This is a genomic window from Aestuariimicrobium sp. p3-SID1156, assembly GCF_025144225.1.
GTDB lineage: Bacteria > Actinomycetota > Actinomycetes > Propionibacteriales > Propionibacteriaceae > Aestuariimicrobium.
This window is the reverse complement of the sequence record NZ_JALXXB010000001.1, coordinates 425,459-449,827: the sequence shown is the minus strand read 5'-3', so window position 1 is coordinate 449,827 and position 24,369 is coordinate 425,459. Positions and strand designations below refer to the sequence as shown.

Genomic DNA, 24,369 nt, shown 5'->3' with positions numbered 1-24,369 from the left:
GATGCCTGGTTGCGGGTGAGCCCCCCACGGGTGTGGGCCCGCCCGCCCCGAGAGCCCGGGGCGGGCGATGCCACATATCAGTCGCCGCGAAGGCGTCCGCGTGCCTCGTAGACGTCGGCAGCCTCACGGATGAAGGCGGCGTTGACCGAGCACTTGTACTCGCGCTCGAGCTCGTCGGCGAGGTCGTACAGCTCCTTCTTGGTGGAGCGGTAGGGACGCAGTGCGTCGTAGGTGGCGAGCAGCTTGTCGTCGGGAACCGCGATCAGCTCGGATGCCCGACGGAAGTTGGTCGCCAGCGTGGTGCGGCCGACTGAGTCGGCGACCTGGGCCTGCATCTCCAGGGTTTCGGGGGAGATGCGCATGTCCTCGGCCTTGATCTGGCCGGACATGACTCCCTCGAAGGTGCACTCGGCCAGCGACTTTCCGGTCGGGGTCTTGATCCGATGAGCGACATGTTCGCCCAAGGGGTACTGCTCCTTGGTCACTGTCGCCGAGGGAGCCGCAGCGGCCTGTGGCGACTGCTGACGCGCCTGCTGGGTGGTGGGTTCCTTCTTGGCGAAGGTCACCGCATCCTTGTCCAGGTTCGCCATGACCTCAGCCATGATCGTCCGGATGAGTTCTTCGGATTCCATGGTCAGCTCCTCACAGCCTGGACTTTGAGTTCACGTGCCTTGGCGCCCTGCTGGACCAGCTGGGTCTCCTTGATGTGCAGCAGCGCGGCGATGGCTTGGTACTTGGGACGGGCCATCTGGTCATTGCGCACCGGGACAGGCTGGGGCGACTCACCCTGGGCATACTTGGCGGCGTTCTTGCCGATGGCCCGGAAGGTCTCCAGGTCGATCAGGGGGGCCTGGGAGAACAGCTCGAGGTTGGACAGCGGGGGAAGGTCGCGCTGGTGGATCACCGTGGTGCCCTTGGACTGGATGCCGATGCCGATGCCCGAGCCGGACAGCTTGGCGGCGTCGTGGGCGATAAATCCGACGTCGGAGGTGCGCAGCACGCGGATGAACCGGTAGGTCAGGCCCTCCTCCTCGATGCCTGCACACACCTCCTTGATGACATCGCCATGGGGCAGCCCGGTGATGGTTTCGAATTGCTGGGTGCTGAACCCGGGAGCCAGGGCGATGACCACCTCGGTGGGGTCAGTGCCGCGCTGGGCCTCACCCTTCTCCTCGAAGGAGATCCGTCCACCCTGGGGAGGGTCCTGCTTGGCAGTTGGCGTGGAGGCCTTGGGCTGGACGTCCGGCTGCAGTTCGCGCATCACCTCGGCGATGATGCTCTTCAGGGTTGCTTCGTCAATCGTGGTGCTCATGCTCCCACCTCAAATGCTTTCCGCGCTGACGGCCCTGCGGTGGAACTTCAACTGTTCCCACCGCTCATCCGAGATCTGGTAGCCGGTCTGGGGACCGACGTAGTCATTGGGCTGGTTGACTGCCGAGATGACGTTGAAGTCGGAGTCGAGCATCGAGGCGGTGTGCAGGTAATCCCCGGCCACACGCTGGCGGACCACGTTGAACACCGAACGGGCAACGTCCTCGAAGCCGTTCTCGGCCAGTGCCTTGACCACGTCCACACCGGTGACATTGCGGTTCATCATCTCCTGGGCCGCCTTGAGGTCATCGACCACATTGCGATCAGGCATGTCATGGGAACCGTGTGCGTAGGTGGCTGCCTCGACCTCGGCATCGGTGATCTCGGGCAGGCCGAGCCCCTTGAACGCTGCCTGGATGGCACGCGCTGCCTTGTTGCGAACCCTGACCACGTCCTCCTCGAGGACTGGCTGCAGGCCTCCATCGACCTTGAGGTCGCGCTGGATGGTGGTCCAGTCGTCGAAGTCCTCGGCGTCCCAGTTCGAACCGGCGAACATGTTGTCGTAGTTCGGCATGGAGGAGTAGCCCGAGCAGATGTAGTCAGTGCCGGGCACGAACTGCATCAGGGAGCGGGCCACGCGACGCAGGTCGGAGTGGGTGAAGGTCTGGTCGTTGGAGGAGGCGCACTCGAGGTCGAGCATCATGGCGATGAGGTTCTCGGCCAGGATGGCGCGAATGCCCCCGGGCACACCGGCGGGCACACCCACGCAGCTCACCGAACCGTTCTGGCTGCCCTGCGAGCCGGCCCCCTTGGTCACGTAGAGGCAGCGGGCCTCCAGGTACAGCATCGACTTGCCCTCCGCAGAGCCCATCTGGACCTCCGAGCCAGTGCCCGAGGTGAAGCGCATCTTCAGGCCTCGCGAGGCGTAACAAGAGGCCAGGAAGGCCTTCGACCACGGTGTGTCGTCACCATCCATGAACACCTGCTCGGTGCCGTAGACCGAAACCGTCTCGGCGTAGGCAGTCAGGCCCCGCATGCCGATCTGGAGCTCAGTGGCCTCCTCCACCGCGCACTGGGTGAGGATGCCGGGACGGCCCACCTGGGCACCCACCAGCAATGACAGTGCATTGAAGGGGGCATAGCGGACAATGCCGACGGTGGTCTCCATCTCGGCGAACCCGCGCATCGCCGCCTCGGCGGCGTCTGCGGCGATCTGCACCGGATTGTCACGCACATTGGTGACATGGCACTGGTTGGCCGGGGACTGGCGCGAACGCATCTTGGAGACCGCCATCATCATCTCCAGGACGCTCATCCTGCCGACGACCTCAGTGATCTTGGCAGGCGTCATCGCCGTGGAGAGCTCAATGAGGTGTGAACGAGGCACGTTCACGTCCACCAACATCTTGGCCAATTCGGTGGAGTCCATCCGGCAGACTTCCTCGGCCCGGTCCAGGTTGATGCCGTACTCGGCGATGAAGGTGTCGAGCATGTCGAAGTCCTTCAAGGCCTTGCCGTCGAGCTCGACGACCCGGCCACCCTCGATGCGGATCGAGGGCTTGGGGTCATTGGGTGACTCCATCGCGATCAGACCGACTTCAGCCCATTCGGTGACGAAGCCGTCCTGGTTCACTGGGCGCGCATCGAGCGCCTCAAATCTCTTGGAACGCATGGGTGCCTCGATCAGATGTAGGGACGGGTCGTGGAGCCGGGGGCTTCACCCAGGGCTCCGAGCAACTGCTTGCCAACCTCGCGAGCAGCGATGATCGCCTGGCGCACGGCACCGGAATCACCGTGGAAGGCCGAAATGACCTCGTTGGAGAAGCTGGTGCCCTGGGCCGGGCTGGAGTAGGCGATGACGTCGATCGTCGAGGCCTTGACGGCGGTGTCGGCCAGCACGACGCCGATGGCAGCCGGTGCGCCGACGGTGATGCCGAAGGCCTTCCCGATCGGGGCGCCGAAGGCCTTCTCGAGGGCGTAGCTCGCGCGGGCGGTGTACTGGAACTCCAGGTGGCCGGCGTCATTGCCGTAGACGTCGCCGAAGGTGCGGTCAAGCTCCTTGAGGGTGACCTCGACGGCGCGGCGGGCGTCGGAGACGTCCTCGGCACCGAACACGATCAGGCAGCCGTGACCAGCCCCGCCCTTGGTGTCGCGGGCCAGTTCGATCGTCACGATCTCGGAGTTGGTTGCCTTCACCGCTTCGTCGGCGGCGAAGATGTGCGGTCCCGCGCCGGTGCGGCCACCTACGATGCCGATCGAGCGGTAGGGCTTGTCCATCCTCATCAGCTCGGTGATCTGCTCGTCCACATTGGCGATCACCAGCCCGATGGTGTCACCCAGCGGATTGACCCCGACGAACTCGGTGAGCTGCGGTTTGCGACCCACAGTCGCCGCCGGGGTTGCGGGGGCGGCCTGGCCCTCGACCCGCTTCATGACCTCAGCCATGACCTTGGCCATCACGTCTTCGGACATACTTCTGCTCCTTGGATTCAGTCAGCCTGCGACGGGAGGATCTTCTCCACGTCGGAGTGGGGGCGGGGAATGACGTGGGTGGAGACGACCTCACCGACGGCACGGGCAGCGGTACTGCCTGCATCGGTGGCGGCCTTGACGGCGCCGACGTCGCCGCGCACGAGCACGGTGACCAGTCCGGCACCGATCGACTTGTGGCCGATCAGGGTGACATTGGCCGACTTGACCATGGCGTCAGCGGCTTCAACCGCGCCGACGAATCCCTTGGTCTCGACCATTCCGAGAGCTTCCTGCATGACTGTGACTCCTCTTTGAATCTCTGCGGCGGGGTGCGCTGGCGTGATCGTAGGCAGGAGTCCAGGACAGGGTTCGGGCCATACCTTTCACCACGAGGGCGTGTTGAGGGCCGGGAAATTGCCCTCCATCACCCGGGAATGTCCGGATTGTGTACATCCGGAACCAGATCCCGTCCGAAGTTCACACCTTCAATGCTCCAGGCACCTTTTCGAGGGTTGACGAAGCCCATATCCCACCGTTCCCATCCCCAGGTCTGAGACGTAGGCTGGAAGGAATCTAGGGGCCCGTGTCATCGCCGACGCGGACCGAAGGAGTGACTGTCATGGAGGAGACGAAGACCCGGATCATCCAGGAATTCGTCCCGGGGAAGCAGGTCACGATTGCCCATGTGATCGCCAACCCGGACGAGGCGTTGTACGCCAAGCTCGGCCTGCGCGGGGAACTGCGCGGCGCCGTCGGGGTGCTCACCATCACGCCCGCCGAGGCCGCCATCATCGCCGCCGACGTGGCCACCAAGGCCTCCAGCGTCCAGGTCGGCTTCATCGACCGCTTCTCCGGCTCGCTGCTGCTGGTGGGCGCCCTTGCCGACGTGGAATCGGCTGTGAGGGCCGTCGTGGAGACGCTGCGCGACATCCTCGGTTTTACCCCTGCGGAGGTGACCCGCTCATGACGAGGGCGATGTTGCTGGGTCCGATCGGCTGCGGCAAGACCACCCTCGCCCAGGCCCTGCGGGGCGACGAGCGCACCGAACTCAAGACCCAGGCGATCGTCGCCGAGGGGGACGTCATCGACACCCCCGGCGAGTACGTCGAACACGGTCGGTTCAACCATGCCCTGCTGCTCACCAGCCATGAGGCCGACCTGGCCCTCCTCCTGGAGTCAGCTGCCGGCGAGGAGTCCCGGGTGCCGCCGGGCTTCGCGACCATGTTCACCTGCCCAGTGCTCGGGGTCGTGACCAAGGTCGACATCGCCCCCGATGACGGCATCCGGATGGCCCGAGAACGGCTGGAGAACGCTGCAGTGGCCGAGATCGTCGAGACCAGTGCGGTGACTGGTCAAGGAATCGTGGAGCTGGGGGACGCCATGGCCCGACTCGCAGCCGAGGGGGTGGCCTGATGCCGGGCAAGCTGATCACTGAGCTCGTGCCACTGGAGCAATTGCAACAGGTGCAGGACCAGTTCGCGATGGCCATGGGCCTGGCCGCGATCCTGGTGGACTATCGCGGCAAGCCGGTCACCTCGGCCTCAGGCTTCACCGACTTCTGCTCCAGCATGCGCGCCGACGACAAACGCCGCGCCGATTGCATGAGTTGCGATGCCCACGGTGGCCTGCAGGGCGCGATGCGCGCCGGCCCGCACATCTACCTGTGCCATGCCGGGCTAGTGGACTTCTCGATCCCGCTGCTGGTGGGTGAAGACTACCTCGGCGCGATGATGTGCGGCCAGGTGCGCCTGCCCACTGACGAGACCCATTCCCTGCCGACGGTCGCGGTTTACGGTCCGACGACGCTGAGTGACGACCTGCGTCGCCAGCGCGACGCCGTGCCGGTGATGTCGATCAGCCGGGTGCGTGCTGCGGCAGACACCCTCAATGCCCTGATGAAGGGCTTGATCAGCAGCGCCACCAGCGCCGGTGAGGCTTCTCCTACCCCGCTGCGCGCCGAAGTCCGCCCTGTCCCCCCTCGCTCTTCCCGCATCGAGACCTCGTCCCGGCGACTCGACGTCGTCGCCCTGCGCCGCGCCTTCAACGATGACGACCTGCCCCGAGCGGTGGCCATCGTGCGCCAGCAGCTGGACCGCCTCTTCAAACCCGAGGACGGCCCCCAGCAGAAGCGCATCGGACGCGACCTGCTGCACGAGAGCGCCGACGGGATCTGGGCGATCGCCCAGGAGCTCGATGCCGACGCCGCTGCCGAGGTCTCCCGGCGCATCAACCAGGAACGCTCCCGCAGTCGCACCCACGTCACCCGCTATGAAGCCGAGGAGCACCTCCTCGGACTGCTCTTCTGCATGCACGCCTCCCTCGAACACTCCCAGGGGCGACGAGCACGCACCCTCAACGACCTCATCAACCACATCGAACGCAACCCGGTAGCCTTCCTGACCCTGCAGCAGGCCGCCGAGTTCATGAACCTCTCCCAGCACCACCTCTCACGAACCTTCAAGGCGCAGACGGGCCGAACCTTCATCGACTACGTCACGTCCAAGCGCATCGCCCGAGCGAAGTACCTGCTCCTGTACTCCGACCAACCGGTGCTGCGCATCGCCGCCGACCTGCGTTTCCGTCCCGCGAACTACTTCTCCCGATCGTTCAAGGCCTACATCGGCCTGACCCCCTCGGAGTTCCGGCGCGGGCACACGGAGACGCCCGAATCTGTCGAGGACTCCGCATGACCCGCTTCCGCATCGCCACCACCATCCACCAGGGCAAGGACTCGCTGGCCCACCTCGCCGAGATCGGAGCCACTGACGTCCTGGTGGTCACCGACCCCTTCCTCGCCACAACGCCCGTCATGGACTCCGTGCGCAAGTACCTCGCCGGCGCCAGACTGACCGTCTTCAGCGAAGTCGAGCCCGACCCCACCGTCACCCAGATCAGCAGGGGGGTGGAGGCCTACCTGAACGCAGACCCGGACACCGTCGTGGCCCTGGGCGGCGGCTCCGCCCTCGACACTGCGAAGGCCATCTGCAAGGTGGCCCAGCAGCACAACGATGCTCCCGCCCACGGACTCGTGGCCATCCCCAGCACCTCCGGTTCCGGGTCGGAGGTCACATCCTTCGCGGTCGTCACCTCCGAACACCCCCAGCGCAAGGTGGCCCTCGTGAGCGACGACATGGCTCCCGCGATGGCCATCCTGGACCCCGTCGTCACACGTACCCTGCCCCCCTCCCTCACCGGGGACACTGGAATGGATGCCGTCACGCACGCCCTGGAGGCCTACGTCTGCACGGCCCGCAACGACTTCTCCGATGCCTTCGCCGAGAAGGCGTGCCAGCTGATCTTCCAGAACCTGGAGACGGCCGTCCACGACGGTCAGGACCTTGCCGCACGGGAAAGGATGCACAATGCCTCCACCATGGCAGCCATGGCCTTCGAGAACAGCGGGCTCGGCATCACCCACAGCCTGGCCCACGCGCTGGGAGGGGCCTTCCACAAGCCCCACGGGCGGCTCAACGCCGTCCTGCTTCCGGTGGTGATGGAGTTCAACGCCGGACCGGTCACGTACGGACCGCACGGGATCAGCGAAGTCGCCGATCGCTATGCGCACATCGCCCACCTGCTGGGGCTTCAGGCCGCGACCCGTCGAAACCTCGCCCTGGCATTGTGCGCTGAAGTTCGTCGGCTGCGCACTGCCATCGGTATCCCGGATTCACTGACGGGGCTGGGTATCGACCGTCACGAACTGGCCGCCGCCATTCCCGATCTTGCGGCCACGGCGATGCAGGACACCTGCACCCCCTTCAATCCGGTACAGCCCAGCCAGGAGCATCTGGCCGAGTTGCTGCGCAAGGCGAGTTGAGTCAGCGCGTCCGATGCCAGAGCCGCCGCTTCTTCTCCGGTGGCTGCACCGGGGTCACCTGCGAACGCGGCACCCCTTGGGCCGGATCCGGACGTGCCGGCGGCTCGGGTGGGGTCGGCGCGGTACGAGCCCGGCGCCGCGTGGGGATCTGCTCCTCCGGGGCCGGCGCCAGCGGGCTGTACGGGGACATCGGATCCTCCAGCCCCAGCAGGGAGGACTCGATCCGCGAGAGTTCCATCGCCACCTGTGGCCCGGTCGGACGCTCCTCGGGTCGCTTCACCAGCATGCGTGCGAGCAGGTCGGCCAGCTCTTGTGGCACCTCGGGACGCGCGGAGGTGACCAGCGGGGGCTGGTCCATCGCATGGGCTCGCGCCACCTCGATCGGATCGGCATTCACGAACGGCGGTTTGCCCGTGAGCATGGCGAACATCAGGCTGGCCAATGAATACACATCGCTCGGCGGCTGGACTGCCTTGCCACGCGCCTGTTCGGGGGACATGTAGGCGGCCGTGCCGATCGCCATCGCCGGGCTGGTCAGCGTGGCCTGGTTGCTTGCCTCCAGCCGGGCGATACCAAAATCAACGATCTTGGTGACCTTGTGGTGCTCCAGGACGTTGCCCGGCTTGATGTCGCGGTGGGTGACACCGATGGCGTGCGCCGCAGACAATCCCCGAGCAACGTCAGCCCCCATCCGGACAGCCTTGTCCAGACGCATCGGACCATTGTCGGCCAGCGACCGGGCGACACTCGGGCCGGTGAGCAACTCCATCACCATGAAGGAACGTCCACTGTCCGAACCAACGTCGTAGACCGAGACCACATTGGGGTGGAAGAGGTTCGCCATCGCGATGGCTTCGCGCTGGAAACGTTTCAGGGCCACCGGGTCCTGCTGCTTCGCCCCGCTCACCACCTTGACCGCGACGTCCCGCTGCAGGACGCGGTCCCGGGCCTTCCAGACCTCACCCATCGAGCCCCGCCCGACCACCGCGACCAACTCGTAGCGGTCGGCCAGCTCTTCACTCACCCATCCATTCTGGCACTGACTGCGGGCATGGCTGGCCACCCCTGAGACTTCCTCACCTGCTCTCGACCTCGGGGAGGACCCTCTAGCGTGGACGCATGCGTTCCTTCATCCAGGTCAGTCGTGACATCGCGCTTCTGCTCGTGCGTCTGGTCACCGCCTTCATCCTGGTGATGCACGGGTGGGCCCGCTACCAGAAGGGGCCCGAGGAGCTCATCAACCATCTGGACGCCCTGGGCGTCTCTGCCCCGACGGTTGTCGCCTGGGGCACGATGGCCTTCGAGCTCTTCGGCGGGCTGCTGCTCTTCTGCGGGCTCGGGACCCCGATCATCGGCCTGCTGCTGCTCGTCCAACAGGTCGCCCTGATCGCGATCGAGAAGTGGGAGCACGGGTTCCTGGTCACCGAGGGCGGCTACGAGTACTCGCTCGCTCTCGCTTCGGTCGGCGCCCTGCTGATGGTGTTCGGCTCCGGTCGCACCGGCATGGACCACCTGTTCATGAACGACCCCATCGGCAACGAACAACGGCTCATCAACGACGCCGACCCCGCCTGAGCCGGGGTCACCACTCCCCCCTCACAGCCTGCTCACAGGGAAACCACAGTCAACACACCTCGACACCTGCCACCCTTGACCCATGAGCGCTGATCCATTGAGCAGGCCCGATGGCTCCCCGATCACCGTCCTCGCCGTCGACGACCAGCCCGCCATCACCGAGCTGCTCAGCATGGCGATGCGTCTGGAGGGCTGGGAGGTCCTCACCGCCGCCGCCGGGCAGGAGGCGGTGCGTGTGGCGAAATCCGGGCGTCCCGACCTGATCGTGCTGGACATGATGCTGCCCGACTTCGACGGCCTGGAGGTCATGCGACGTATTCGCGCTGACCGGCCCGCGGTCCCGGTCATCTTCCTCACCGCGAAGGACGCCGTGAGCGACCGCGTCCAGGGACTTACCGCCGGGGGTGACGACTACGTCACCAAGCCCTTCAGCCTGGAGGAGCTGATCGCCCGCGCCCGCGCCCTTCTGCGACGGTCCGGTGCCACCAGCCTCCACGAGGAATCCCTCCTCACGGTCGGCGACCTCGTCCTGAACGAGGACTCCCATGAAGTCAGCCGCGGCGGCGACCCGATCCACCTCACCGCCACCGAGTTCGAGCTGCTGCGCTACCTGATGCGCAACCCGCGCCGCGTCCTCAGCAAGGCCCAGATCCTGGACCGGGTCTGGAACTACGACTTTGGCGGTCAGGCGAACGTGGTCGAGCTCTACATCAGTGGCGCTGGTGGTGGCGATCGTGGGGGCCCTGATCGCCTCGGTCGCGTGGCTGACCACCCGTCAGATCGTGATGGACCAGCTGGACACCCAGGTGCGCGCCGCCGCCGACCGGCAGCTGCGCCCCAGCCGCAGCCCCGGCCAGGGCCCCCGTGGGGCTGGTGAACTGGGCAACCCCATCGGCACGATCTTCGTCCAGAGCGACAGCGGCTCGGTGCGTGCCGGGGTCGTCCGGGAGGGCGGACTGGACAGTCTTTCCCCCGACGCCGTCCAGACGCTGCTGGCCGTGCCCGCCGATGGCCGTCCGCGCACCATCCACCTCGACGACCTGGGCGACTATCGCGTGCTCGTCCGCCAGGACGCCGATCGCCTCGGCATCACCGCACTACCCCTGCACAATGCCGGTTCCCTGCTCCGGACCCTGGCGCTGGTCTCCCTCGGACTGGTGCTGCTGGCAGTCCTGGCAGCCGTCCTCATCACCCGCTGGGTGGTCGTCCGCGCCCTCCAACCACTACACCGGGTCAGCGCCACCGCCACCCAGGTCTCGACCCTCAACCTCGAGCACGGCGAGGTCCAACTCCCCCAACGTGTCGCCGCCCGGGACGCTGAACCGACAAGCGAGGTGGGGCAAGTCGGCCACGCCCTCAACCACCTCCTCACCACCGTCGAATCGGCCCTCATGGCCCGGCAGCAGTCCGAATCCCGGGTCCGGCGCTTCGTCGCGGACGCCAGCCACGAGTTGCGCAACCCGCTCGCCTCGATCCGGGGCTGGGCCGAACTCACCCGCCACGGTCGCGAGGACCTGCCACCCACCACAGCCCGCGCCCTCGAACGCATCGACGCCGAATCAGCGCGCATGGGCGTCCTCGTTGATGAGCTGCTGCTGCTCGCCCGACTGGACGCCGACCAGGAACTGGACCTCAAGCCCGTCGACGCGGTGGCGGCCACGCTGGACGCAGTCACCGATGCCCGGGCCAGCGCCCCTCACCACCAATGGCTCCTCAACCTGCCCGACCAACCGGTGGAGGTGATGGCCGACCCGATGCGCCTCGCCCAGGTGCTGGCCAACGTGGCCTCGAATGCCCGCAAGCACACACCGCCCGGCACGACCGTGCAGGTCGAGGCGCGGGTCGCCGAACCGGGGTGGGCGGAGGTCTCCATCACCGACGACGGCCCCGGTGTCCCGGTCGAGATCAGGGACCGGGTCTTCGAGCGTTTCGCCCGCGCGGACGCGGCTCGCGCGCACGCCGATGAGCCCAGCACCGGGCTGGGACTCTCCATCGTGAAGGCGTTGGTCGAGGCGATGGGTGGCAGCGTCCGGTTGTCGAGTGAACCGGGCCGCACGCAGTTTGCGCTGCGACTTCGGCAAGCTGAACCGTCGAGTTGAGGTTGACCCCATCTTCTGGCACCGAATCTGAGGACGCCCCAAGAATGGGCGCCATGAAGCTGGGATTCATGCGCACCCTGGTGCCGACGGCCGTGGCCGCTGCCCTGACCATCACCGCGATCGTCTCCGCACCGCGCGCCGAGGGCGCGACCGCTGCAGAAGTGGAGAGCTTCCTCGCCCGGCTCGCGCCGGGCGCCAAGGACAGCTGGCACCGTTTCGGAGTCCCCGCTTCGGTCACCCTGGCGCAGGCCGCGCTCGAGTCCGGCTGGGGCAAGTCCTCGCTGGCGGCCGACCACAACAACTACTTCGGCATCAAGTGCGGCGGCTATTCCCCCTATGTGAGCGGCTGCGTCGACATGCTGACCACCGAGTACCGCCGTGACGGGTCCAGCTACAAGATCGTGGACCGCTTCCGCACCTACTCCTCCCCCGCGATGTCGATGCTCGACCACGGGTACTACCTGAAGAACCGCGGCCTGTACGACAAGGCCTTCCTGGTCAACCACGACCCCGAAAAGTTCATCATCGAGGTCCACAAGGGCGGGTACGCCACTGACCCGGACTACGCGAACTACGTCTACAACCGGATGATCGTCCCGCTGAAGCTGACCAAGTACGACGTGCAGGTCACCGAGGAACCCAAGCAGGAGGACATTCCCCAGGTCACGCCTCCGGTGAATGACCCCAAGGTCCCCGACACACCGGTCAAGGAACTCGAGGACGACGCCACGGTGAAGAACCCGGGCAAGGTCGTGCTGCCGGAGCTCCCGACCCCGTCGGCCCCCTCGTCCGCGGTTCCGTCGAGCTCGGCCCCGGCCAGCTCTTCCGCCCCAGCCAGCTCTTCTGCGCCGTCAAGCTCGGCCCCGGCCAGCTCGGCTCCGGCCAGCTCGGCTCCGGCCAGCTCGGCTCCGTCGTCCGGGCTCCCCGCCTCCCAGGCGCCGAGCTCGTCGGCTCCTGGGTCGACCCTGCCCGAGTCCACTGCTCCCGAATCCGACGCCGAGCCGACGGCAGAGTCGGCTTCCAGTACTCCCACCTCGCTGAAGCCGGAGCCCAGCCAGGACGACTCCTCCGGGTCGGGCGGCAGCACCGCGGAGCCCACCGAGAGCACCGCGGAGCCCACCGAGACCACCACGACGGCGATGAGCGAGTCCACCGGGTCCACCTCGCTGCCAGCGAGTTCAGCACCCGTCGGCGGACGCGCACTTCCCAGTACCGGGCACTGAGCCGCTGGCTAGGATCGGATGCATGACCCAGGCACTCTCGCGTCCCGAACTGGCCAAGCTGATCGACCACACCCTGCTCAAGACCGATGCGACCCCGGCCCAGGTGGCTGACCTGGTCGCGGAGGCCCGGGAGCTGGGCACCTACTCGGTGTGCGTCTCCCCCACCATGCTGCCGATCACGGTCGACCTCGGTGACGTGCTGGTGGCCACCGTCTGCGGATTCCCTTCCGGGAAGCACACGGCGGCCACCAAGGCTGCCGAAGCCGCGGAGGCCGTCGCGAACGGCGCCGACGAGGTCGACATGGTCATCGACATCGGCCTGCTCAAGGATGAACGCCCCGAGGCGGTGCGCGAGGAGATCGCCGCCGTCCGCCAGGCCATCCCGGCTCCGGCGGTGCTCAAGGTGATCATCGAGTCCGCCGCCCTGACCGATGAGGAGATCGTGCAGGCCTGCGAGGCCGCCGAGGCCGCCGGGGCAGACTTCGTGAAGACCTCCACCGGTTTCCACGCGGCCGGCGGTGCCAGCGTCCATGCGGTCGAGTTGATGAACAAGACCGTCGGTGGACGCCTGGGGATCAAGGCGTCCGGGGGCATTCGTGACGCGGCGACAGCCCAGGCCATGGTCGACGCCGGCGCCACCCGACTGGGGATCTCGAGCTCGCGCGCGGTGCTGGACGGATCGACCGCCACGGGCTCCTACTGATCTCCCTCACAGGAGAACCTGTTTCGTACGGCTGAACCTGCTGCAGTAGGTTCAGCTCCACAAAGCCGGTTCACCTGTGTGTTCGAACCGGTGTGGAGCCCCGCAGCAGCCAGTCGACCTCCCGCTCCAGCAGCTGACGACGGCTCGAGGACTCGTAGGAGCGCCCGTCGTGGCCCAGCGCGTCGTAGACCACGCGCCCGCATCCTTCGAATGCCTCACGGGCCCAGACCACCGGTTGGAAGCGGTCGGCCGTCTCGTGCTGCAGCAGGATCCTCGACCCCGGGGCGATCTCCAGGTCGCTGTAGCGTTCGTCATAGGCCTGCACCTGCGCCAGGCCGGCGACGATCGGATGGCCCTCCGCCCCGGGGACCGGCTCGAAGACCGCCACGCTGCGTTCCGGGTGCCCGGAGACGCCGACCTCCCAGCGACCGCCCAGGATGGTGGGCCATTCCTCCCACCCGCGGAAGGTGTTCGCCGCGGTGTGGACCCCCAGGATCGCTCCCCCTCCCGCATGCCACGCCCCGAAAGCCTCCCAGGCCGGACGCCAGACCGAGGCGTCCACAGGTTCTGCACCCGGGCCACCGTTGCCGCTGTTGACCACCACCAGCTGCACGTCGCCCAGCTCCCGGAGCGCCGCCGGACTCGCCTCGCGCACGACGACCTCATGACCGCGCGCCGACAGCGTCCGGGCGATGGCGGAAGAGGTCTCACCGAAGGGATGCCACGGGTCGGAGTAGGGGGCGGCACCGGAGAACACCATGATCCTGCTCATGTGCCCACGCTAGCCTCCGGCTACCGGCGGGAGCCATGACGGCACTAGCCTGTGGAGCATGCTGCTCTCCGATCGCGACATCCGCGCCCAGGTCGAGGCCGGACGCGTCCAGCTCGACCCGTGGGCCCCCGAGATGGTCCAGCCGTCCAGCATCGACGTGCGTCTGGACCGGTTCTTCCGCACCTTCGAGAACCACCGCTACCCCGTGATCGACCCCGCCCAGGAGCAGCCCGAACTGACCCGCCTCGTCGAGCCCGAGGGGGATGAGCCCTTCGTCCTTCACCCCGGGGAGTTCGTGCTGGGCGCCACCTACGAGAAGGTGACACTGCCCGACGACATTGCCGCCCGGCTGGAGGGCAAGTCCTCACTGGGTCGCCTCGGCCTGCTGACCCACTCCACGGCAGGCTTCATCGACCCCGGCTTCACCGGCCACATCACCCTGGAGCTGTCGAACATGGCCACCCTGCCCATCGCCCTGCACCCGGGGATGAAGATCGGCCAGCTGTGCTTCTTCCAGCTCAGCTCCCCCGCCGAACACCCCTACGGCCTGGAGAGGAACAAGTCCCGCTACCAGGGCCAGCGCGGCCCGACCGCCAGTCGCAGCCACCTGAACTTCCACCGCACCCCGATCTGACCTTTCCTTTCACCGGGGACGCCCTCAGCTCGTCGTCAGCGCTATCGGCCTCCGGCGCAGCGTCAACCCTCGGTCACCGTAGGCCACCAGCTGACCCTCGCGCAGCCGCACCTGGGCGCCCTTGGGACAGGGTTCGAACTCCCCGTGGCGGTTCACCACGGCAGTGCCGTTGGTGGAGTTGTTGTCCTTGACCCATACCCCTCGTTCGTCAACGCCCAGGGTCAGGTGGCTCTTGGAGACGGCATAGTCGCCCTCGCCGGCGGTGATGAGCACGGAGTCCGTACAACCGGGGGGCTGGCTGGGCTTGCGACCCAGCACGATCAGGCCGGTGACGTCGAACTCACGGCCGTCGTCGAGGGCGATGTACCAGCCCTCGGCGCCGGAGCGGCCCCCGGACTGCGGGGTGGTCAGGCGTTCGGCGCTGGGTGCCCCACGCGCACGTAGCCGGGTTGCGGCCTCCTCCGGCGCGGACTCCCACTGGGCGGGCTGTCGACGCGTGGTGGGCACCGTCGGGTTTTCCAGCCCGGTGACTCCGCGTCGGGTGCTCGGGTGCACCCGGCCAGAACGCCGGGTGTCGGTCAGTTCGGGGGTGCCGTGGGCCTGCCAGTCGTGGGATGTGCGGGGCTGGCCGAAGAGTGGAGAAGGGGCGTCCTCGGCCGCCGGCTCGGAGGTCGAGGCCTCCACTGCGACGGCGCCGCTGGCGAGGTCATGCCAGCCGCGGCGGGCCGGGTCCGCCACCAGGAAGACCAGCATGAGCAGCAGGGGCAGCACGGGAATCGCGAGCAGCGTCCACACCACCTGGCGGAGCAGGTAGCGGCCCCAGCCGATGGGGCGTGCGTCCTCGGCGTCGACCAGGCGCAGGTGCATCACACGGAAGCCCACGCCCGCGCCGCGGGTGGCGTAACCCCACCACAACAGCAGCTCCCAGCCGAGCTGTGCGAACGCGATGGCGGCGATGAAGGCGGCCAGCGCCATCCGGTTCTCGATGGTGGCGTTCAGCAGCAGTGCCAGACCGGCCAGGGTGGCAGGGATCGTGCTGTCGATCACCCAGCCAGCCAGTCTCGGGAGGAGCCGTGCCGCATGATGCTTCGAGACCACCAGCCCACCTCCCTCTCCTGCCCATGGCGCCCGTCCGAGCCTAGTCCTTGACGGGTCAACTTTTCACCGGGTCCCCCTCAGGAAACAATGGACACCAGAATGCCGAAGCCCCGGTTCACTCAGCAGTGAACCGGGGCCTCGGGCCAGGTGTCAGCAGAGGCGGTTGAGGCCAGACGTCAGGCGTTGGTGACGTCGATGGTGACGCCATCGCCGAGGTCGAGGACCGACCCCGGCTCCACGGTCACGGCGCGACCGTGTCCGATGGGCTGGGGATCCTGGCCGGGGCGTCGGACGAGGGTACCGTTGGTGGACTCGTCGGTGACCTGGACCGCCCCATCGCGGAGCTCGATGAACAGATGGTTGCGGGAGATGTCCAGGCTCGGGCTGGGGACACGCAGAGTCTGCGTACCGTGACCACGGCCCTCGGCCGAAGGCGCGCGACCGACGATCACCGGGTTCTCCAGCGAGACACTCTCGCCGGTGGAGGCCCGGAGCACGACCGCCGGCGAGCCCTGGGGCTGACCAAACTGCTGGGGCTGACGATAGCCGCCCTGCGGCTGGCCGTAGCCGGGCTGCTGGCCGTAGCCGGGCTGCTGTCCGTAGCCGGCCTGCCCATAGGAGGGCTGACCGTAGCCATCAGCGGCCGAGGGCTGGCTGGACGCGGAGGGCATCGGGGCAGCCGAGGACATCGGGGCAGCCGAGGGGGCGGAGGTCGCCGAGCGGCGAGGGAAGGGCTGCCCGAACTGACCCTGGTCGAACTGGGGCTGACCGTACTGCTGGGGCTGGCCGTACTGCTGGGGCTGACCGTACTGCTGGGGCTGGCCGAACTGCTGGGGCTGGCCGAACTGCTGGGGCTGGCCGAACTGCTGGGGCTGGCCGAACTGCTGGGGCTGACCGTACTGCTGGGGACGCTGGTACTGCTGGTGTTCTGCGGGCGGCTGCTCGGCGGGCCGCTCGAACAGGGGGACGTCCATGCGCTCGGTGTCACCCAGGTCCTCCTCGGTGCCCAGCACCTCGGTGCGGTCGAGCTCCTCGGCAGCTTCTTCCTCGGGGTCCGGCTCCAGATCAGGCGCCGGTGGGACATGCGCCGGAGCATCGTCCTGCACCTCGCCCACTGCGACGGCCTCCACACCCTCCGAGCCCGCCTCGAACTGGCGCTCCTCCTCCGGCGCGTCGGCACCGCTCCGCGAACCACCGGCCACGGAGGCGCCAGCGAGGGTTGCACCCGCGTACCGTCCGACCTGCTCGTCCTGGGGCCCGTCGTCGCTGCGCTGCTCGTCCTGGCCGCCATCCGCGCGGGCCGCGGGGAATGTGGTCTGGGTGGTGCCGGTGGCGTCCAGCACCAGGCTCGCGGCCTGCACGGCACCCACCATCAGCGGCAGCTGCAGTTGCTCGCCGCCGACCTCTTCCATCTCCACGCGCACGTGGCGGCTCTCGACATGGGCCTCGCGCCACGACAGCACGCCCTGGCCGCTGTTGACGGTCTCACCAGTGGCGGCGTCCTTGACGGTCACAACACCGCGGGCCAGCGAGTGCATGCCGCTGGCGTCCCAGAAAAAGGCGCCGAAGTTCGGCACCCGGTCAACACCGAAGGCCGTCAGCCGCTGCAGCAGGTCCTGCGGCGAGCCGGACTCGACCACGGCCTCCCACATGTTGTTCAGGAGGGGGGAAACGCTCGCGGGGGCGGGCGGCATGACGACCAGGGAACTCGGCCCGGCCATCACGATCCAGGATCCGGGGGTGTAGGTGGCGCGCCACGCTGCGTACTGCTGCATCAGATGTCCTTCCGGGGGCTGCGTCGATGCGGACTCTGCCCATTCTTGCCTGAGCGAGGGGCATGGGGGAAGAAGCACCACAATCCCTCCACCCGCACCTGAGACTCCCCACTCCCCGTGCCGACCCCCTGGTGGCGCCGTAGGCTCGGGCCGTGCCACCCCTGCCTGAGCCCGCCGACCGCCTCCTCCTTGAGGAGTCCCCGATCCACCCGGGCGCCTCGCACACGGTTCTGGTGCTGGACTCCCCCGAGCTCGCCGCCCACACCCTCTCCACGGGCGCTCGAACGCTGGCCTTCTGCGACTCTGCCAGTGAACACCACCGGCTCGTCGAGGGCGTGGAGCGGGTCACCCCCGACGAAGAACTGGACGCGCTCGATCTGGTCTGGGGTCGGCTCCCCCGCGACCTGGACGCCCTCGACCAGCTCTGCAGCTGGGTCGCGCCCACCGGCGCCGCCCTGGCCCTCGGTGGACGCACCAAGCACATGTCGCCCACGATGAACTCCGTGTTGGCCAGACATTTCGCCACCGTCGAGGCCAGTTTGGGACGCGAGAAGTCACGCGTCCTGAGGGCCTTGCACCCGCGGACCGGGGGCAACCGGCCCTGGCCGCGTCGCCGCGAGATTGACCTCCCGACCGCCGGCGGGGGCGCCAGTCCGCTGGAGATTGTCCAACACGGCGCCACCTTCGCCTCCGGCCGCCTCGACCCGGCCACCGCCCTGTTGTTGGATCGCTTCGACACCATGATCAACTCCGAGCCCGGTCAGGTCCTGGACTGGGGGTCGGGCGCGGGCATCATCGCCAGCACCCTGTCCCGTGCGCTCCCCGACGCATCGGTGGTGGCCGCGGACCTGAGCTGGGCGGGGTGGGCGGCCACCCGCGACACCGTCGCGTCCAACACACTGACGGTGGACGCCCACTGGGACGATGCCAACCGTGTTCTGCGCGAACGGCACTGGGACCTGGTGGTGAGCAACCCGCCCTTCCACGCGGGTGCCGCCAAGGACTCCAGCGCCACGCTCACCATGATCGACCTGGCGGCAGAACAGCTCCTTCCCGGCGGTGAGGTGTGGCTGACCTTCAACTCCCACCTGCCCTGGCTGGCCCGGATGCGACGCCACGGCCAGGCCGAGGTGGTCGCGCAGAACCGCGGGTACACCGTGGCGCGACTGCGCCCCGGACGTGGAGGAGGCCGATAGTCTCTGGCCCATGAGCGCTCTGGACCAGGCCCTCGACCAGCTCGAGCCACCCGCCCGCACCATCCTCATCGGTGAGGGACTGCCGCCTGCCGGCCTCGACCACGCCCGGCGCCACGACTGGGGCTGGTCGGTGGACCAGGTTCAGGGCGATGTCGAGTTGCCCATGGTTGATCGCGGACGGGTGCGTGAGCCGCTCAGCCTGCGCCCCCCGAAGCTGTTGGTGCTGGATGTCGACTCGACCCTGACCACCTCCGAGGCCATCGACCTGCTCGCCGAGCACGCCGGCCTGGGCGAGAAGGTCGCCGAGATCACCGAACGCGCCATGCAGGGTGAGCTGGACTTCGCCCAGAGCCTCATCGAGCGGGTCGCCTGCCTGGAGGGGCTGCCCGTCAGCGTCCTGGACGAGGTGCGCGAACAGATCGCCTTCCAGCCCGGGGCCGCGGCCCTGGTCGAGGCGATCCATGCCGCCGGTGGCAAGGTGGGCGTGGTCTCGGGCGGGTTCATCGAGATCGTCCAGCCCCTGGTCGACCAGCTCGGTATCGACTACGCCACCGCCAACACCCTCGAGATCTCCCCCGAGGGGGCGCTGACCGGACGCATCACAGGGCCTGTGATCGACCGCGAGGCCAAGGCCGCCACGCTGCAGCACTACTGCGAGTTGGCTGGCTGCGCCGTGGAGGAGTCGGTGGCGATCGGGGATGGCGCCAACGACCTGCTGATGCTCTCGCGCGCCGGCCTCGGAATCGCCTACTGCGCCAAGCCGGTCACTGCCGAACAGGCCGACGCCACCATCTCCTTCCCCCGCCTGGACGCCGCCCTCGGCTACCTGGTCATGGACTGACCTGCACCCTCGTGCTGGACCCAGCCGAGCGAGCAGCTCCGGGCGTCCCCACGATCTGTTGACGTCAAGATTGATAGGCGGACGGGGGGTGTCTTTGGTGCCCGTAAAGGGTACGGTTGTGCCCAGCGATGACGCCGGACCAGCGTGCGCGTTGCGACCGGACCTTTCAAGGAGGAAAGCAAGAATGAGGATTGCCAACGAGGCCTACCGCTCGAAGGTCATGTCGGCCGACGAGGCTGCCGCACTGATCCCCAACGGCGCGAAGATCGGATTCGCAGGATTCACCGGATCGGGCTACCCCAAGGAGGTGCCCGTCGCCCTCGCCAATCGCATCAAGGCTGAGCGCGAGAAGGGCCAGGACTTCAAGATCAGCGCCTTCACCGGCGCCTCGACCGCCCCCGAGCTCGACGGCGAGCTGGCAGCGACGGACGGCATGGAGTTCCGCACCCCTTACCAGTCCGACCCGATCCTGCGCAACAAGATCAACGAGGGCGTCACCTACTACACCGACATCCACCTGTCGCACCTGCACAACCAGATGGCCTACGGCTTCTTCGGGGGGCTGGACGTGGCAGTGATCGAGGCCTCTGCCATCACCGAGGAGGGTGTCGTCCCCTCCAGCTCGGTCGGCATGAACCGCACCTACCTCGAGATGGCCGACAAGATCATCATCGAGGTCAACTCATGGCAGTCCGAGGGCCTCTACGGCATGCATGACATCTACTACGACATCGCCGTGATGCCGCCGAACCGTCGTGCGCTGCCGATCAACAAGCCCAGCGACCGCATCGGTGACAAGGTCTACAAGATCGACCCGGCCAAGGTGATCGCCATCGTCGAGACCAGCGACCCCGACCGCAACTCCCCGTTCAAGCCGCTGGACGAGGACTCCAAGAAGATCGCCGGCTACCTGCTCGACTTCTTCGAGTCCGAGATCAAGGCCGGCCGCCTCGAGGAGAACCTGGCCCCGCTGCAGTCCGGTGTCGGCAACATCGCCAACGCGGTGCTGGCCGGTCTGCTCGACAGCAAGTACGAGAACATGACCTCCTACACCGAGGTCATCCAGGACGGCATGGTCGACCTGCTCGACTCGGGCAAGCTGACCGTCGCCTCGGCCACCGCCTTCTCGCTGTCGCCGGAGTACGCCGCCAAGATGAACGACAACGCGTCCGAGTACGCGAAGAAGATCATCCTGCGGCCCCAGGACGTCTCGAACAGCCCCGAGGCCATCCGACGCATGGGTGTCATCGCCTGCAACGGCATGATCGAGGCCGACATCTACGGCAACGTGAACTCCACCCATGTCATGGGCTCCCGCATGATGAACGGCATCGGCGGTTCGGGCGACTTCACCCGCAACTCCCGCTTCAGCTGCTTCGTGTCCCCCTCGACCGCCAAGGGTGGCGCCATCTCGGCGATCGTCCCGATGGTCAACCACGTCGACCACACCGAGCACGACGTGTCGGTCATCATCACCGAGCAGGGCCTCGCCGACCTGCGTGGCCTGGCTCCCCGCCAGCGCGCCAAGAAGGTCATCGAGAACTGCGCGCACCCCGACTACCGCCCCCTGCTGGAGGAGTACGTCGAGCGCGCTGCCAAGAAGGCCAACGGCATGCACACCCCGCATGACCTGTCGACCGCCCTCAGCTGGCACGTGAAGTTCCTCGAGGACGGCTCCATGAAGTGAGCTGACCGGCTCCCTCCCCACCTCGCCATCCCCCACCTGCCCGCGCACGTGGGGGATGCGCGTTCTGGGCACGGCGTGTTGCGGCGCACGCCGGGCAGAGGTGGACGCGGCTCGGCCTTGGCGGCCGATGCGTCCCTCTCTGCCCGCGTCGGTGCGGATCAGTGGACCGTGATCAGAAGGGCTCAGGCCAGCAGCAGGTCGCGGAGCTCGTCCACGGAGTGGGCGACGCCGGCGGAGGGTGTCTCGGCCTCCAGGTCGGCGGTGTCGCCGGCACCCCAGGTGACGCCGATCTGGTCGATGCCCGCGGCCCTGCCCGCACGAATGTCCCAGATCGCGTCGCCGATGTAGACGCACTGCTCATCGCCGGCGTCAAGCATGCGCTGGGCGTGCAGGATGGGGTCGGGGTGGGGCTTGTGCAGGACCGTCTCGTCGGCGGTGGTGGTGAGTTCCACCAGGTCGTCCAGGCCCGCAGAAGCCACGCTGCGGCGGGCGGACTCGCGTCCCTTGGAGGTGGCGACACCGACCTTGACGCCGGCACGGGAGAGGTCCTGGAGTAGGTCGACCACGCCCTCATAGCTGGTCTGCAGGACCTCGAGGTTCGCGTGGTTGAACCGCAGGTAGGCCTCGATCATGGTCCCGGCATCGGGTGCGTCCCCGTAGATGTCCACCAGGCTGCGGCCCATCCAGGACCGCGCGATGTCGGGGTCGACGTCACCGGCGCGGACCTCCCGCTCGGCGTGCCGGAAGGATTCCACGATGAGCTCCACGGTGTTCACCAGCGTGCCGTCGAGGTCGAAGATCGCGGTCGTCCAGCGCGGCTGGCGGAGGGGCTCGTCAGAAATCACTCCCTCAGGCTAACGAATCCCGCTTCGAGTGATGGAAGGAGTCCACCGTGGGCGATGACACGCGCCATTGGTGTGGGTACCCGCCGCGCTAGGGTGGACGGGACGTCGACGGCACGAAAGGACACCAGGGGCATGGGCGAGCAGCAGATCCCGCACAGCCAGCCCACTGCGCCCTACCCGCAGCCGACGGCACCGATCCCCCCACAGGAGGCGATGCTCTCGCGGCCGGCGGAGACCGGCCCCGCCGGGACCAAGACCATCCAGACCTTCCCTCCCCTGCCGGAGCCAGCCGAGGCGATGCGGGTCAGCCCGGCGACGGGCCAGCCCAGGCGCGATCCGGTGATGCTGGTGGGAGCCGGTTTCCTGTACGCCTCAACGGTGGCCACTGCGGTCGGCTTCGGCTTCTTCTGGTGGGAGGCCATCAACATCATCCGCTTCCACGAGTCTGCTCGGCTGTTGTCGTGGACGACTCCGCGACCGGGGTCGTGGCAGTCGGTGGTATGGGTGTGCGTGATCGCGCTGGTCGCCCTGGCGGTCGCCGCAGGCCCCTCCATCGCCGCTTTCCAGGCGTGGAACGGCTGGCGCTGGAGTCGCCCGGTGGCACTCATCGCTGCGGGGCTGAGCCTGCTCGCCTTCCTGCTGCACCCGATCGCCCTGGTCGCGATTCCTCTGGCGATGGTCGGCGCCGGGGTGCTGTGGCTGCCCCCGGTCAAGCGCTACTTTGACCACTGGGCCGCCTTCCGCGCGGAGGACATCCGCCACCCGCAGTACTTCGATCGCGTCAGGTACGGACCGCTGGACCGCTACGTCACCTCCTGACCACATGGCGACTTTCCGCAAGACTGCACCCTTCGTCGAGGCTGCCCAGTGGGAGGCGGCCGGGTTGCGCTGGCTGTCGTCGTTCGACCGGGTTCCAGTGGTCGGGGTCGTTGCCGTCGAGGGCCTTCACCTCGACCTTGATCAGCTCACGTCCGATCGCGCGACCCCAGGGTCCGCCGAAACCTTCGGACGCCACCTGGCCGCGCTCCACCGTGAGTCCGCTGCAGGCTTCGGCTCCCCGCCCGAGGGCTGGGAGGGGGACGGCTGGCTCGGCCCCAACGAGGACCTGCTGCCGCTGGCCCTGCGCAGTCGCGACTCCTGGGCAGAACACTGGGTCGAGGACTGCCTGCGTCCCACGGCGAAGGTCTGCGTCGATCGTGGACGTGCAGACGAAAGCCTCCTGGCACGGGTTGATGATCTTGGTCGGATGATCGACCGTTTCGAGACCGCGGACCCGGCCTCCCCCGTGCACGGCGACCTGTGGTCGGGCAATGTCCTCTGGACGCCGGAGGGTGCGACGCTGATCGATCCTTCTGCGCATGGCGGGCATCGCGAGCTCGACCTGGCACTGCTGCAGCTGTTCGGACTCCCCCAGCTGGAGCGGGTTCTGGCCGCATACCAGGAGGAGTATCCGCTGGCCGACGGATGGCGCCAGCGCGTCCCGGTGCACCAGCTGCACCACTTGCTGGTGCACGTGGCCTGTTTCGGCGGTGGCTACCTGGCGTCCACGATGGAGGCGTTTGCGGCCGCGACGGGCTAGGGTCGAGGCATGAGCGCCTGGTCGACCGCCGCCGGAATCTTCAAGCAGGTCGTGGGGACCGCGCTGAAGAACACGATCAACGACTCGTTGCGCGAGCAGAAGCCGCGTCGCGACGTGCTGCCGCGTCCGAGGAAGAAGGCGCGCAGCCCACGAAGGCAGCCACCGGTGCTGGCTGAGACGTACCCCGGCGACTTCTCGGGCCCGCTGGAGATCACCTACGCGCCGCACCCTGGGAACCTGCCCGACCCCGGCGAAGTGGTGTGGACCTGGGTGCCCTATGAGGAAGACCATCGCAACGGCAAGGACCGTCCGGTGCTGCTCATCGGACGCGATGGCGAGTGGCTGCTCGGGCTCCCCCTCACCAGCAAGGACCATGATCGCGACGCCGCCCAGGAGGCCGGCGCCGGGCGCTACTGGGTCGACATCGGGCGAGGCGCATGGGACCCACGAGGACGCGAGTCGGAGGCTCGCGTGGACCGCATCGTGCGGGTGGATCCCCGGCAGGTGCGGCGCGAGGGGGTTGCGGTCCCTGACGAGATCTTCAACCAGGTGGCGGTCGAGGTCCGTCGACGCCGCCGCTCCTGATCACCGACGCCGTGGGGCAGATGTTGAGCGCGGTGAAGGGTGCGCTAGACTCATCCAGTCGTCGTTGACATGCGGGCGTAGCTCAATGGTAGAGCGCCAGCTTCCCAAGCTGGACACGCGGGTTCGATTCCCGTCGCCCGCTCCATTCATGCCCCCT

Annotated in this window: 25 protein-coding genes, 1 tRNA gene and 1 pseudogene; 17 read left to right on the top strand and 10 right to left on the bottom strand. The window is 67.8% G+C overall.

What is annotated here, in order from left to right:
* Positions 1-77: 77 nt before the first annotated feature.
* Genes M3G03_RS02090 through M3G03_RS02070 form a run of 5 tightly spaced genes read right to left on the bottom strand, consistent with a single transcriptional unit; the run spans position 78 to position 4,079 of the window.
* The gene (locus tag M3G03_RS02090) at positions 78-632 is read right to left on the bottom strand and encodes a diol dehydratase small subunit (RefSeq protein ID WP_259807737.1); all 555 of its coding nucleotides are present in this window, start codon (positions 630-632) and stop codon (positions 78-80) included.
* Between the two features lie 2 nt (positions 633-634).
* On the bottom strand, positions 635-1,312 hold the full coding sequence (locus tag M3G03_RS02085) for a propanediol/glycerol family dehydratase medium subunit (RefSeq protein WP_259807736.1): 678 nt from the start codon (positions 1,310-1,312) through the stop codon (positions 635-637).
* Positions 1,313-1,321: 9 nt separating this feature from the next.
* Positions 1,322-2,983 (bottom strand): propanediol/glycerol family dehydratase large subunit, encoded by a 1,662-nt coding sequence (locus M3G03_RS02080; RefSeq protein ID WP_259807735.1) that lies wholly within the window; start codon positions 2,981-2,983, stop codon positions 1,322-1,324.
* 11 nt (positions 2,984-2,994) lie between these two features.
* The gene (gene pduB, locus M3G03_RS02075; protein ID WP_259807734.1) at positions 2,995-3,783 is read right to left on the bottom strand and encodes a propanediol utilization microcompartment protein PduB; all 789 of its coding nucleotides are present in this window, start codon (positions 3,781-3,783) and stop codon (positions 2,995-2,997) included.
* A gap of 17 nt (positions 3,784-3,800) precedes the next feature.
* Positions 3,801-4,079, bottom strand: coding sequence for a BMC domain-containing protein (locus M3G03_RS02070; RefSeq protein ID WP_259807732.1), 279 nt, complete (start codon positions 4,077-4,079; stop codon positions 3,801-3,803).
* A 323-nt stretch (positions 4,080-4,402) separates the two neighbouring features.
* Here M3G03_RS02070 and M3G03_RS02065 point away from each other — a divergent pair, with 323 nt between their 5' ends.
* The 4 genes from M3G03_RS02065 to M3G03_RS02050 are packed head-to-tail and all read left to right on the top strand — an operon-like array spanning position 4,403 to position 7,600.
* Positions 4,403-4,750 carry a BMC domain-containing protein gene (locus M3G03_RS02065; RefSeq protein WP_259807730.1) on the top strand — a complete coding sequence of 116 codons (348 nt, stop codon included), beginning with the start codon at positions 4,403-4,405 and terminating at the stop codon, positions 4,748-4,750.
* The gene (locus M3G03_RS02060; RefSeq protein WP_259807728.1) at positions 4,747-5,196 is read left to right on the top strand and encodes a EutP/PduV family microcompartment system protein; all 450 of its coding nucleotides are present in this window, start codon (positions 4,747-4,749) and stop codon (positions 5,194-5,196) included. The genes M3G03_RS02065 and M3G03_RS02060 overlap by 4 nt, the downstream gene beginning before the upstream one ends.
* The gene (locus tag M3G03_RS02055) at positions 5,196-6,473 is read left to right on the top strand and encodes a PocR ligand-binding domain-containing protein (protein ID WP_259807726.1); all 1,278 of its coding nucleotides are present in this window, start codon (positions 5,196-5,198) and stop codon (positions 6,471-6,473) included. The genes M3G03_RS02060 and M3G03_RS02055 overlap by 1 nt, the downstream gene beginning before the upstream one ends.
* Positions 6,470-7,600 (top strand): 1-propanol dehydrogenase PduQ, encoded by a 1,131-nt coding sequence (locus M3G03_RS02050; RefSeq protein WP_259807724.1) that lies wholly within the window; start codon positions 6,470-6,472, stop codon positions 7,598-7,600. Before M3G03_RS02055 ends, M3G03_RS02050 begins: the two co-directional genes overlap by 4 nt.
* Position 7,601: 1 nt before the next feature.
* Here the strand turns inward: M3G03_RS02050 and M3G03_RS02045 are convergent, their stop codons facing one another.
* Positions 7,602-8,624: a serine/threonine-protein kinase gene (locus M3G03_RS02045; protein WP_259807722.1), complete on the bottom strand. Its 1,023-nt coding sequence runs from the start codon at positions 8,622-8,624 to the stop codon at positions 7,602-7,604.
* A 95-nt stretch (positions 8,625-8,719) separates the two neighbouring features.
* On the opposite strand from M3G03_RS02045, the gene M3G03_RS02040 reads away from it, so the two are divergent.
* The 5 genes and pseudogenes from M3G03_RS02040 (at position 8,720) to deoC (ending at position 13,200) form a co-directional block, all read left to right on the top strand.
* Positions 8,720-9,175 (top strand): DoxX family protein, encoded by a 456-nt coding sequence (locus M3G03_RS02040; protein ID WP_259807720.1) that lies wholly within the window; start codon positions 8,720-8,722, stop codon positions 9,173-9,175.
* Positions 9,176-9,257: 82 nt separating this feature from the next.
* Positions 9,258-9,890 (top strand): annotated as a pseudogene (locus M3G03_RS02035) (response regulator transcription factor); the annotation flags it as partial.
* Between the two features lie 10 nt (positions 9,891-9,900).
* Positions 9,901-11,274, top strand: coding sequence for a cell wall metabolism sensor histidine kinase WalK (locus M3G03_RS02030; protein WP_259807718.1), 1,374 nt, complete (start codon positions 9,901-9,903; stop codon positions 11,272-11,274).
* 53 nt (positions 11,275-11,327) lie between these two features.
* Entirely contained in the window at positions 11,328-12,497 is a 1,170-nt protein-coding gene (locus tag M3G03_RS02025) for a glucosaminidase domain-containing protein (RefSeq protein WP_259807716.1), read from the top strand.
* 22 nt (positions 12,498-12,519) lie between these two features.
* Entirely contained in the window at positions 12,520-13,200 is a 681-nt protein-coding gene (deoC, locus tag M3G03_RS02020; protein WP_259807714.1) for a deoxyribose-phosphate aldolase, read from the top strand.
* A gap of 70 nt (positions 13,201-13,270) precedes the next feature.
* Here the strand turns inward: deoC and M3G03_RS02015 are convergent, their stop codons facing one another.
* Positions 13,271-13,972, bottom strand: coding sequence for a ThuA domain-containing protein (locus M3G03_RS02015; RefSeq protein WP_259807712.1), 702 nt, complete (start codon positions 13,970-13,972; stop codon positions 13,271-13,273).
* A 58-nt stretch (positions 13,973-14,030) separates the two neighbouring features.
* Between M3G03_RS02015 and dcd the strand changes: the two genes are divergently transcribed.
* Positions 14,031-14,606, top strand: coding sequence for a dCTP deaminase (gene dcd / locus M3G03_RS02010; RefSeq protein WP_259807710.1), 576 nt, complete (start codon positions 14,031-14,033; stop codon positions 14,604-14,606).
* A 24-nt stretch (positions 14,607-14,630) separates the two neighbouring features.
* Here the strand turns inward: dcd and M3G03_RS02005 are convergent, their stop codons facing one another.
* On the bottom strand, positions 14,631-15,704 hold the full coding sequence (locus M3G03_RS02005; RefSeq protein WP_259807709.1) for an RDD family protein: 1,074 nt from the start codon (positions 15,702-15,704) through the stop codon (positions 14,631-14,633).
* Positions 15,705-15,880: 176 nt separating this feature from the next.
* Complete coding sequence (locus M3G03_RS02000) at positions 15,881-17,479, bottom strand: FHA domain-containing protein (protein WP_259807708.1); 1,599 nt, start codon at positions 17,477-17,479, stop codon at positions 15,881-15,883.
* A gap of 152 nt (positions 17,480-17,631) precedes the next feature.
* Here M3G03_RS02000 and M3G03_RS01995 point away from each other — a divergent pair, with 152 nt between their 5' ends.
* From M3G03_RS01995 to M3G03_RS01985, 3 genes are all read left to right on the top strand, one after another.
* Positions 17,632-18,675 carry a class I SAM-dependent methyltransferase gene (locus tag M3G03_RS01995; protein ID WP_259807707.1) on the top strand — a complete coding sequence of 348 codons (1,044 nt, stop codon included), beginning with the start codon at positions 17,632-17,634 and terminating at the stop codon, positions 18,673-18,675.
* Between the two features lie 10 nt (positions 18,676-18,685).
* A complete protein-coding gene (gene serB, locus M3G03_RS01990; protein ID WP_259807706.1) occupies positions 18,686-19,516 on the top strand; it encodes a phosphoserine phosphatase SerB in 831 nt (276 codons plus the stop codon).
* Positions 19,517-19,700: 184 nt separating this feature from the next.
* Positions 19,701-21,203 carry an acetyl-CoA hydrolase/transferase family protein gene (locus M3G03_RS01985; protein ID WP_259807705.1) on the top strand — a complete coding sequence of 501 codons (1,503 nt, stop codon included), beginning with the start codon at positions 19,701-19,703 and terminating at the stop codon, positions 21,201-21,203.
* Positions 21,204-21,385: 182 nt separating this feature from the next.
* Here M3G03_RS01985 and M3G03_RS01980 read toward each other — a convergent pair whose 3' ends face one another.
* Positions 21,386-22,048 (bottom strand): HAD family hydrolase, encoded by a 663-nt coding sequence (locus M3G03_RS01980; protein WP_259807704.1) that lies wholly within the window; start codon positions 22,046-22,048, stop codon positions 21,386-21,388.
* 132 nt (positions 22,049-22,180) lie between these two features.
* Between M3G03_RS01980 and M3G03_RS01975 the strand changes: the two genes are divergently transcribed.
* The 4 genes from M3G03_RS01975 (at position 22,181) to M3G03_RS01960 (ending at position 24,357) form a co-directional block, all read left to right on the top strand.
* Entirely contained in the window at positions 22,181-22,867 is a 687-nt protein-coding gene (locus tag M3G03_RS01975; protein WP_259807703.1) for a hypothetical protein, read from the top strand.
* A gap of 4 nt (positions 22,868-22,871) precedes the next feature.
* Positions 22,872-23,627, top strand: coding sequence for a fructosamine kinase family protein (locus tag M3G03_RS01970; RefSeq protein WP_259807701.1), 756 nt, complete (start codon positions 22,872-22,874; stop codon positions 23,625-23,627).
* A gap of 9 nt (positions 23,628-23,636) precedes the next feature.
* Complete coding sequence (locus tag M3G03_RS01965; RefSeq protein ID WP_259807699.1) at positions 23,637-24,212, top strand: type II toxin-antitoxin system PemK/MazF family toxin; 576 nt, start codon at positions 23,637-23,639, stop codon at positions 24,210-24,212.
* Positions 24,213-24,283: 71 nt separating this feature from the next.
* Positions 24,284-24,357 (top strand) — tRNA-Gly (locus M3G03_RS01960).
* Positions 24,358-24,369: the final 12 nt, after the last annotated feature.